This window comes from Coprobacter sp. (assembly GCF_982436375.1).
In genome coordinates this window covers 1-10,926 of the sequence record NZ_CEWDCG010000095.1, presented here as the reverse complement: position 1 = coordinate 10,926, position 10,926 = coordinate 1, and the positions used below count along the sequence as shown (strand labels likewise).

General features: G+C 37.4%; 10 protein-coding genes and 1 pseudogene. All 11 read left to right on the top strand.

Features of this window, described 5'->3' with window-relative positions:
• Window positions 1-693: 693 nt before the first annotated feature.
• The 11 genes and pseudogenes from AC1WHX_RS06945 to AC1WHX_RS06895 all read left to right on the top strand — a co-directional run bounded on the left by AC1WHX_RS06945 (window position 694) and on the right by AC1WHX_RS06895 (window position 10,892).
• Window positions 694-1,254, top strand: coding sequence for a UpxY family transcription antiterminator (locus tag AC1WHX_RS06945; RefSeq protein WP_302545729.1), 561 nt, complete (start codon window positions 694-696; stop codon window positions 1,252-1,254).
• 44 nt (window positions 1,255-1,298) lie between these two features.
• A complete protein-coding gene (locus tag AC1WHX_RS06940) occupies window positions 1,299-2,096 on the top strand; it encodes a polysaccharide biosynthesis/export family protein (RefSeq protein ID WP_031258893.1) in 798 nt (265 codons plus the stop codon).
• 24 nt (window positions 2,097-2,120) lie between these two features.
• Window positions 2,121-4,529, top strand: a complete 2,409-nt coding sequence (locus AC1WHX_RS06935) for a GumC family protein (protein ID WP_303116793.1) — start codon at window positions 2,121-2,123, stop codon at window positions 4,527-4,529.
• Between the two features lie 36 nt (window positions 4,530-4,565).
• Window positions 4,566-5,453 carry a glucose-1-phosphate thymidylyltransferase RfbA gene (gene rfbA, locus AC1WHX_RS06930; RefSeq protein WP_303116791.1) on the top strand — a complete coding sequence of 296 codons (888 nt, stop codon included), beginning with the start codon at window positions 4,566-4,568 and terminating at the stop codon, window positions 5,451-5,453.
• Window positions 5,453-6,022: a dTDP-4-dehydrorhamnose 3,5-epimerase gene (rfbC, locus tag AC1WHX_RS06925; RefSeq protein ID WP_122303486.1), complete on the top strand. Its 570-nt coding sequence runs from the start codon at window positions 5,453-5,455 to the stop codon at window positions 6,020-6,022. The genes rfbA and rfbC overlap by 1 nt, the downstream gene beginning before the upstream one ends.
• Window positions 6,023-6,103: 81 nt before the next feature.
• Window positions 6,104-6,232, top strand: a pseudogene (locus tag AC1WHX_RS06920) (dTDP-glucose 4,6-dehydratase); the annotation flags it as partial.
• 55 nt (window positions 6,233-6,287) lie between these two features.
• Entirely contained in the window at window positions 6,288-7,592 is a 1,305-nt protein-coding gene (locus AC1WHX_RS06915) for an oligosaccharide flippase family protein (RefSeq protein WP_303116789.1), read from the top strand.
• A gap of 142 nt (window positions 7,593-7,734) precedes the next feature.
• Complete coding sequence (locus AC1WHX_RS06910; protein WP_303116787.1) at window positions 7,735-8,268, top strand: acyltransferase; 534 nt, start codon at window positions 7,735-7,737, stop codon at window positions 8,266-8,268.
• Window positions 8,268-9,443 (top strand): ATP-grasp domain-containing protein, encoded by a 1,176-nt coding sequence (locus AC1WHX_RS06905; protein ID WP_303116785.1) that lies wholly within the window; start codon window positions 8,268-8,270, stop codon window positions 9,441-9,443. The genes AC1WHX_RS06910 and AC1WHX_RS06905 overlap by 1 nt, the downstream gene beginning before the upstream one ends.
• A complete protein-coding gene (locus AC1WHX_RS06900) occupies window positions 9,436-10,356 on the top strand; it encodes a glucosamine inositolphosphorylceramide transferase family protein (protein WP_481229057.1) in 921 nt (306 codons plus the stop codon). Before AC1WHX_RS06905 ends, AC1WHX_RS06900 begins: the two co-directional genes overlap by 8 nt.
• A 221-nt stretch (window positions 10,357-10,577) precedes the next feature.
• Window positions 10,578-10,892 (top strand): hypothetical protein, encoded by a 315-nt coding sequence (locus tag AC1WHX_RS06895; protein ID WP_481229056.1) that lies wholly within the window; start codon window positions 10,578-10,580, stop codon window positions 10,890-10,892.
• The last annotated feature ends 34 nt before the right edge of the window (window positions 10,893-10,926 follow it).

Below are 10,926 nucleotides of genomic sequence, written 5' to 3'. Positions count from 1 at the left end.
CTTATTACACAATAACCTTTATTTTCATTATCCGAATAATAATTTATATCTGATTTGAATTTAAATTACTGACTTGCAAAATATTGATTTTCAGCACATGTGATTTTAATAGCAAAAAAATGTATATTATTTAATTGGATAAACAAACTTATTTGTCTAAATTTGAACCCGTTTAAGTCCTACTTCTGTGATAGAAACAGGATTCAGAGCTGAAGGTGTGTTTTATATTATACAGCCAAACAATTGTTAATCAGGGATATATATGTTTCTGGTGTCCCTAAGGAACATTCTTTTGTAAAAATTAAAAGTTTAGAAAAGTTGTTGTTGTAGTTATTGATATTATTAAGTTTTAGTTATGATTTCAAAGTCTATGAATTTGGAACTTGTTCAAAGTTTTACCAAAATAGGATAGGAATTTTAAAAGCCGTCTAAATTTTGCCCGAGTCTGTTTTGAGAACTTCTTGAAATAGTGATCGGCTTAGTTTTAGAAGGGTCAAAAGATTCAAAAACTATCTTGTCTTAGAAGTACAGGTTCTTGGTGTATTATTTATAAAAATATAATCTCTGGTATATAAATTACACATCTAAGATATTAAGTAAGAGAAGTCTCGATGTGAATCGCGATCATCTTTGGGATATGAGAATATCCTTAAATAATCCCTTTTTATACCGGAGATTATTTTATGAAAAATTTTGGAGCAAAAAGAAAACATAGAATTAAAGAAACAAGGTGATATAGCATGGTATGCTATACGTGTTACTTATAGCCGGGAAATGATATTCAAAGAATATCTCGACGGTCATAATGTTGAAAATTTTATACCGATGCACTATGAAAGCACGGATTTAGGAGCTAAAAAATCACGAAAATTAGTACCGATTATACATAATCTTGTTTTTGTCCATTCGACAAAAACAAGTATAGATACATTCAAGTCTGAACTTGAAGTCCGTTTGCCTATTCGATATATTATGGATAAGGCAACAGGCTGTCCGATTATAATTCCCGATAAGCAAATGCAAGATTTCATTGCAGTGTCGGGTACGTATGACGATCAGCTCGTTTATCTCGATCCTGTTTCGTTAATGTTGAAAAAGGGAGATAAGGTTAGAATTACCGGAGGAATTTTTTCCGGAGTAGAAGGTGTATTTGTACGAGTTAAGGGCGATAGGAGGGTAGTCGTTTCTATTCAAGGGATAATGGCCGTTGCAACCGCATTTATACATCCTTCGTTGATCGAAAAAATAGAATAGTAAAGAATTAAAATAGTATGAATAAAATAATGATGATTAAGGTTATGCAGATCAAGTATATATTAGGAATTTTACTTGTTATTGTACTTTTCAGTTCATGTGATTCGTCTAAAAAGGTCGTATATTTTCAGGATCTTAAGCCGGGAATATCTGAGCAATTGATAGCATCGACTCAAATTACGTTCCGACCGGAAGATAAGCTTTCTATCGTTGTCAGTAGTAAAGATCCTCAATTGGCAAGCCTGTTCAATTTGCCTATAGCCTCTTTTCGTGCAGGATTAGCATCGGGGGCGCAAAATTCTAATCAAGAAATGTCGGTATATACTGTCGATGCTCAAGGAGATATTGAATTTCCCGTTTTAGGAAAAATTCGTGTGGCAGGAATGACCCGCTCCGAGCTTGCCGGATACATCAAGGATCGGCTTATTAAGGAAAATCTGATAAAAGATCCGGTCGTTACGGTAGAATTTATGAATCTCAGTGTTTTTGTATTAGGAGAGGTCAATAAACCGGGGCGCATTAATATCGATCGGGACAGAATTACCGTTCTTGATGCAATCAGTATGGCCGGGGATCTCTCGATATACGGGAAACGGAATCCCGTATATGTCCTGAGAAAGGAGGGGGATAAAGAGACCGCTTATCAACTCGACTTGTGTTCTGCAAAACAGATTTATTCTTCTCCGGCATATTATCTTCAGCAGAACGATGTAATATATGTCGAACCTAATTCAGTCCGGGCACGTCAATCTACAGTCAACGGGAATAATGTCCGTTCTACATCTTTTTGGATGTCATTGGCCTCATTGCTGACCACTATTACCGTGCTTATTGTTAAATAACTATTTTGATATTAAAGTAAAAATATGGCTGCTGTTCAAAATAATCCGAAATCGAAGCAATCTGAAGAGTTTATGCGAATACAAGATTTGCTATACCTTTGTGCATCCAATTGGTATTGGTTTGCTCTATCTCTGATGATTACATTAGGAGCTGCTGTCTTGTATATTAAAGTAACACCTCCGGTGTATACCCGGTCGGCTTCAATACTCATTAAAGAAGACTCAAAAGGAAAGTCCCTTTCCGCAGATGCCGGATCATTTGCCGATTTGGGATTGATTCAGGCAAATACGAATGTAAATAATGAAATCATTTCGTTGCAGTCTCCGGCAATCATGACCGATGTTGTAAAGCGTTTGCATTTGAACATGGATTATCATGTTGACGGAGGCTTTTACCGGGAAGTGTTATATGGTCGTACTTTACCGATAAATGTGTCTATAGATACTCCGGACGATAATGAGTCGTCAGCGTTGACCGTAAAAATTTTGACAGATAGTACCGTAGAACTGTCTGATTTTATACGGAATGGTGAAGAGTTGCCCGGAAAATTGCTAAAAGGACAACTGAGAGATACGATTATGACGCCCGTTGGAAAAGTAACAGTATGCCTCACGCCTTATTATACTTCACAATTTTCTCAACCTATATATGTTTCCCGTTCCGGTCTTTATAGTGCTGTCCGTCGTTATGCTCCGAATTTATCTGTCGTACTGAATGATGAAAAATCTACGGTTGTCGATCTGTCATTCAAAGACGTTTCTATCCAGCGGGCCGAAGATATTCTGAATACGTTGATTGCCGTATATAATGAAAACTGGGTAAAAGATAAAAATCAGATAGCGATCAGCACTTCTATGTTTATCAACGAACGCTTAGGAGTTATTGAAAAAGAATTGGGAAGTGTAGATGAGGACATATCTTCGTATAAGAGCGAACATCTTTTGCCCGATGTGCAAGCGGCATCCAGTATGTATATGGCACAGGTCAGTGAAACCGATGCTCAATTATTGGCATTGAACAATCAGCTTTATATGGCTCGCTATATTCGCAATTATTTAGGAGGAGAGTCGAACAAATACCAGCTTTTGCCGGCCAATTCGGGTATAGAAAATTCTAACCTCGGAAATCAGATTACAGAATACAATAACAAATTGCTTCAGCGCAACAGTTTGGTTGCAAACAGCAGTGACCAGAACCCTTTGGTTATCGATCTCGACCATGCATTGGCTGCTATGCGCGAAGCAATTATCGCGTCTATAGATAATCAGGTTGTTACCTTAAATGCACAAATAAAAAATCTCGAACGCAGCGGACAGCAGACGACTACCCGTATTGCTGAAAGCCCTGCTCAGGCCAAATATCTGCTTTCGGTCGAACGCCAACAAAAAGTAAAAGAATCGCTTTATCTATACTTACTTCAAAAACGTGAAGAGAACGAACTTTCTCAAGCGTTTACGGCATATAATACCCGTATTATCACTCCGGCGGGAGGAAGCATGTTACCTACAGCCCCGCTGAAAAAGAATATCTTGCTGGTTGCCTTTGTCGCAGGTCTGTTGATACCTGTAATAGTCATATTCATTGCAGAGAATATGAATACAAAAGTTAGGGGACGTAAAGATTTAGAAAATATGACAATTCCTTTTGTCGGAGAAATACCGTTGGCATATCATCAGGACAAGCAGGGTTCGATATTCAGGAAAAAGAAATTACCGGAGATGCACACGGTCGTAGTCAAAGAAAAAAGCCGAAATCTTGTCAACGAAGCATTTAGAGTTGTACGCACCAATCTTGAGTTCATGTTGGGTAAAGAAGGACAATCCCGGGTTATCATGGTTACGTCTGCAAATCCGGGTAGCGGAAAGACTTTTATTACCATGAATCTGGCAAAAAGTCTTGCAATTAAAGGTAAAAAAATATTGGTTATTGACCTCGATATGAGAAAAGCCTCTTTAAGCTCGTATGTCGATTCTCCCCGAATAGGAATTTCAAATTATTTGAGCGGGCAAGTAGAAAATTTTTCTGAAATTATAGTCAAAGGCAAGGTTTATCCGGGTTTAGATGTAATACCGGTAGGTACGATACCTCCTAATCCGACCGAGCTGTTATTTGATCTGCGCTTAGAACAAATGTTGAGTACATTAAAGACCGAATATGACTGCATCTTTATCGATTGTCCTCCGGTAGAGATAGTTGCAGATGCTTCTATTATCAATAAATTATCGGATATGACACTGTTTATTATCCGGTCAGGCTTATTAGATCGCAGTATGCTTTATGAAATAGAAGAGTTTTATACAGATCAGAGATATAAGAACATGGCTATTATCCTGAACGGCACATCCGAAGCTTATGGTCATTATGGATATCGGTATGGGTACAGATACGGTTATAATTATGGATATGGCAAAGGTTATTCTGAAGAAAATTAGACTTTCGTACGCCATATTATTGCAACTATATTAAAAATGAAAGGTATTGTATTAGCAGGCGGTTCGGGTACCAGATTATATCCGATCACCAAAGGCGTAAGCAAACAGCTTCTCCCGATTTATGACAAACCGATGATCTATTATCCTATATCGGTATTGATGTTGGCAGGTATCCGGGATATTTTGGTAATATCTACTCCGGTCGATCTGCCCGGATTCAAGAGATTATTAGGAGACGGTTCTGATTACGGAGTACATTTCGAATATGCCGAACAGCCCAGTCCGGACGGTTTGGCACAGGCCTTTATTATCGGTGAAAAATTCATTGGAGACGATTCGGTTTGTCTGGTTCTCGGAGATAATATCTTTTATGGACAGAGTTTTACCCGAATGTTGCAAGACGCTGTACGTACGGCAGACGAAGACAAGAAAGCTACGATTTTCGGCTATTGGGTCGCCGATCCTGAGCGGTATGGTGTTGCAGAGTTTGACAAAGACGGTAATTGTATGTCGATCGAAGAGAAACCGGAAAAGCCTAAATCCAACTACGCAGTTGTAGGACTCTATTTTTATCCTAATCGTGTAGTCGATATTGCTAAGAGTATAAAGCCTTCGGCAAGAGGAGAACTGGAAATTACTACGGTAAATCAGGCCTTTTTGAATGATCGGGAATTAAAAGTACAGACTTTAGGACGTGGATTTGCCTGGTTAGACACAGGTACGCACGATTCATTAAGTGAAGCTTCAACCTTTGTCGAAGTCATCGAGAAGCGACAAGGGCTGAAAGTCGCCTGCCTCGAAGGCATAGCTCTTCGCAAAGGTTGGATCACTGCCGATAAAATGCGTGATTTGGCGCAACCGATGCTTAAAAATCAATACGGGCAATATTTGCTGAAAGTCATTAACGAATTGGGATTGGAATAATGGAAGTAATAAAAACGGACATAGACGGAGTGGTTATCATAGAACCGCGAATTTTCAGCGATGAACGGGGATATTTTTTCGAATCATTCTCTCAGCGCGAATTTGAAGAAAAAGTGTGTAAAACCGTTTTCGTTCAAGATAATGAGTCTAAATCTTCGTATGGCGTTTTGCGCGGATTGCATTTTCAGAAACCGCCATATACCCAAAGCAAACTGGTGCGAGTGATCAAGGGCGCTGTTTTGGATGTCGCCGTCGATATTCGCAAAGGTTCTCCCACATTCGGCAAACATGTAGCCGTAGAACTTTCTGGAGAAAACCATCGGCAATTCTTTATCCCGCGCGGATTTGCACACGGATTCAGCGTCCTGACTGATGAAGTCATATTCCAGTATAAATGCGATGCCTTTTACGCACCGCAGAGTGAGGGCGCTTTGGCATGGGATGATCCTGATTTAGGGATAGATTGGAAAATACCGTCCGATAAAGTAATACTCTCAGAAAAAGACCGGCATCATTGTCGTTTGCAAGATGCGTCATGGTTGTTCGACTATAACGAAAAATTATATTGATGATGAATATATTAGTAACAGGCGCAAACGGGCAACTCGGAAATGGATAGTACCAAACTAAAAAATGAACTCGGTTGATAACCCAGCTTGCAGTTCGAAGAAGGTATTGAGAAAACAGTCCGTTGGTATTTAGATAATCAGGAATGGATAGATAACATAACTTCTGGTGAATATGAAAAATATTACGAGGAAATACACAAAGGTCGATAATCTGTTTCAAATAGCAATGTTATCAGAATTCTGATAGTGAAAATCAGATAGAATAATGAATCTTTTCTCTATATTCAATAAAGACTCAGATAGTGTTATTTCCCGAATAAGTTCGGGTACTTCTTGGGTGTTAATAGGCACTCTGTCTTCCAAGGCATTTGTATTTGTTGCAACAATTCTTATAGCACGGATTTTGCCTAAAGAGGTTTACGGCCAGCTTAGTATCATTCGATCGACTATTGCACTCTTTGTCAGCCTTTCTGCATTTGGTGTTGGAGCTACTGCAACCAGGTATATTGCAGAATACCGTAAGTCTGATCCAAAGAAAGCTATTAAGATGTATTATGTTGCCAACTCCTTTGTATGGATTATGGCAATTGTTTCTACAGCAGTGTTAATGTATTGTGCTGAGACGCTGGCTTCTGATCGTCTGCACAGCCCGGATATGACAGTGGAATTGAGGATTGCAGCTATAATTTTATTTTTTACTCTTTTAAATGGGGCTCAGACAGGTACGCTTTCCGGATTTGAAGATTTTCAATGGATAGCCAAATGTCAAGTAATAATGGGCATTACAGAGATAATCGCTCTATGTGCAGGTGCATACTTCTTTGGACTAAAAGGTGCGGTTATCGGTTTTGGACTTACATATTGTGTGGCGTGGGTATACAATTCTATAGGCATACGCCGCCATCTCAAAGCATTTGGTATCTCTGTTATTAGTGAAATACGTCATCTTCATTTTGCAGATTTTAAACCGTTGGTGTCTTTCAGTCTTCCTGTGGCTGCGACCTCTTGGCTACAGATGATTGTATATTGGTGGTTGAAGACATCAGTTATCTCTGGAGCAGGTTTTGAAAATATGGCGAACTATGATATTGCAGAGCAATGGAGAAGTCAAATAGCATTTGTTCCCGGTATTATTGCTACGGTGGTTCTGCCGATTTTATCAAATGTAAATAAAGATAAAGATTCTAGGCGAAAGGTTATAAAAACCAATTTCTTTATAAATATAGGGACAACAGGATTACTTGCAATAGTCATTTCGCTTTTTGGCCCGTTTGTATTGATGTTGTACGGAAATCAATATACAAACTTGATTCCGTTGTATTTTTTGTGCTTTTGCGCAATATTTGATTCCATATCAAGTTTGTCTGGTACAATACTAATGTCTGCAAAAAAAGTGGTATGGGCATTAGGTACCAATCTTCTTTGGGCAATCTCTTTGTGGTGTGTATATCACTTATTGACATCTATTGTCATACCTCTTGAAAATGTTCTTGCGATTTCATACTTCTTGGCTGCTGTAATTCAATCGGTGTGTATTTTGGCTGTCATTAAAGTTCTACGATTATATTGATGCCATGAGAAAAAGTCTGTATTTCCGTTTTTGCAAATATCGTCATATTCTTTCCTCATTGTACTTTAATGTACACTATCTGGGGTGGAAGCAAGGTTTGAAACTGCCTATTATTTTCATGTCTCCCATAAAGTTTCGAGATATGAAAGGTAAAATATTACTAAAAGGGGATGTTCGTCACGGACAAATTGCTATTGGAATTCCGGGAAACGAAATGTTTGATTATTCAACTAAATGTATATGGTCCAATCAAGGAGGAACTGTAGAATTTGAAGGTTCGTTTGGAACCAATCCCGGAGCTTCGTTTGTAATAAGGAGGGGTGCGATATTAAGAATCGGTAATCGTTCTTCATTAGGCCAGAATCTCAGGATATTATGCTCAAAAGAAATATTAATTGGCGATGAGTTGTTGGGGTCGTGGGATGTAACAATCATGGATACTGACAGTCACTATTTCGATGTAGATGGAAAACTATCTGAGTTTTCAAATAGAATTTCAATTGGCAATCATTGCTTTATTGGTTCCGGTGTGAGCATTTTGAAAGGAACATCAATAGCAGATAATGTAGTAATTGCATCCCGAGCTGTTGTTTCTGGCAAATTGTTGGAATCAGGTGCAATGTATGCCGGTGTACCAGCTAAGATAAAGAAACATAATATCAAGTATCTCAAATAATGAAACATAAAGTCATAGTAATTGGCGCAGATCATCATAATACATTGGGAGTTGTGCGCAGTTTAGGCTCAAAAGGAGTAAATTCAGATGTCATTATTGTACCTTATAAGAAAGAGATTAAGAAGGTAAAAAGTAAATACATTAATAGTATCAAATCCTTTCCAGATGACGGGCAGATCATTTCAGAATTACTTAGCATGGAGTCTTGTGCGAAGCATGTATTGTTAGTAACTTGTGATATTGCAAGTTCCTTGCTGGATACTAATTATAATCAGCTTAAAGACAAATTCGTTCTTTTCAATTCTAAAGGTCGCTTAACTGATTTAATGAGTAAGGAAGCAATGTGTCATCTTGCTATGGAAGTTGGTCTGAATGTACCCCAGTATAGCGTTTGGTGCAAAGGTTCTGATATGCCAGAAGATATTGAATTTCCATGTATAACCAAAGCTATTTCAAGTGTTGATGGTGGTAAATCAGATACAACTATCTGTCAATCAATAGATGAATTACATGATTTCTTGAAAAATCCGGATTTATGCCCTCGAATTCAGATTGAGAGGTTCATTCAAAAAGAAATTGAATTTCAGTTTATCGGTATATCGCTTAATGGTGGTGAAACAATAGTTATTCCTGGACATTCTCATATTGATCGTCCCAATGGAGTGCAGAACACATATTATTTCCAATATAAAGAAAACGATAAGACATTTTCAACTACACTTGAATTGACCAAGAAGTTTATTCGTAAATCCGGTTATTCAGGATTATTTAGTGTTGAGTTCCTTAGAGGTAAAGATGGTAAAGACTATTTTCTTGAAATGAATTTTCGTAATGATGGTAATGCTATATGTGTGACTGATGCAGGCTACAATTTACCTTATATATGGTATTTGTATGCTACTGGAGGAGAATATAAAACAGAGATTGCCAACAGTAAGTTCAGACCAGTTGTGTTTTGTCCGGAGTTCTTCTATTTCAAGGATTATGCGTATGGAGAAATTTCATTTATGACATGGCTTAAAGGTATGATAAAAGCCAATAGTTATACTGATTATTGGAAGGGTGACAATCATTTGTATTGGTTGAAATTGTTATATTTCATAATGAGTCAGATGAAAATAAAACTGCAGGTAATAAGAGGAAAGGTAAAAGCACCCAAATCTGGAATTGGTTAGTAGAAGTGTTATGAATATAAAAAAAACAATTAGGAAATGGATTAATCTTTTCCATTCTCATTTTGCAGACGATGTATACAATATAGGTATTATTCCTCACTCGGATGATATTCTTACGTGTGCATCTATGCCTGCAATTAAGTGGCTTTCCCATACATTTAATGACCGTTGGTTTGCAGATCCATTTATAGTGGCTGAGGATATAGATACTTATACTATTTTCGTAGAAACTTACTATTATGATGTTCGTAAAGGGGCTCTTGGAGTTATAGTCGCAGATAAAAAAGATTTCAAGCTTCAGTCTTATAAAGACATCCTTGTGCTTCCCACACATTTGTCATTCCCTTGTTATTACTATAAAGATGGCGAACTTTATGTATATCCTGAGAATTCCAATTCAGGAAATAACACTCTCTATCGTTATGACTGGCAGAAGCAGGAGATGATAAAAATAGCTATCCAATGCAACTATCCATGGACTGATGCTGCTATTATGTCTGAAGACCGTAAATGGATTACTACAACATATCGCCAAGATTGTAACGGAAGTATCTGTCATGTATTTTTCTATGATGATTTCAACAAAAAGTATATACACAAGCACGACATTGCGCTCTTAGATAATACTGCACGTGGAGCAGGATTGCCATTTATAACAGTTGATGGACGTTTGATACGTCCTGCTCAAAACTGCAATAATGGATATGGATTAGGTTTGGTATTTCAAGAGGTAACGATAGAGGATGATAAGCTTATTCTTAAAGAAATCAATCGTCTCTATCCAAATGATAAGAAATATGATATTGGACTTCATACCTACAACCGCTTTGGTAATGTAGCCATAGTAGATGGCTATCATAACCCTTCTAAGTTTGGAGCGTGGTGCTGGAATCAGATTAAAAGATTTATATGAAATGCGATGTGAGCTTTTGCTATCATATCTGTAGTGGTTTCGCATCTGAACTATTTTAGTTTTGATAATTGCAACTCAATATTCGATCAGAGCATTACAGTATCCTTTATGCCGCTGTTCTTTTTTATTAGTGGTATGTTTGCTAAGAACGAAATTTCTATTAAGCTCTTATTTAAGCGGACTTTTTCTTCTTTGGCAAGTGTTATATGCAGTATGGTCAGATGAGGAAAGGGAATGTACGTGATGGCAGCTATTCCATAATAGGATTCTGTGTAATGCCTTCTATGGAACACTATTACCAAGTATCTTTCAATATGTATCTTAGAATTTTATATGGCATATTGGGTGTAATCGGAATATTACAAGTATTTACCAACCTATCTAAGAGAGTAGTTGAGAATAGAGTAGTTACCTATATTGGACAGCATACCTTGGAAATATATCTTTTACATTATTTCTTTCTACCATCTAAGGAAGTTGTTTTGCAATATCCTCATTCTTTTACTTGTAGAATGCTTAAAATGGGTGGGGGGTAATGAGTTGATTATCTGTATATTATATATATTAATA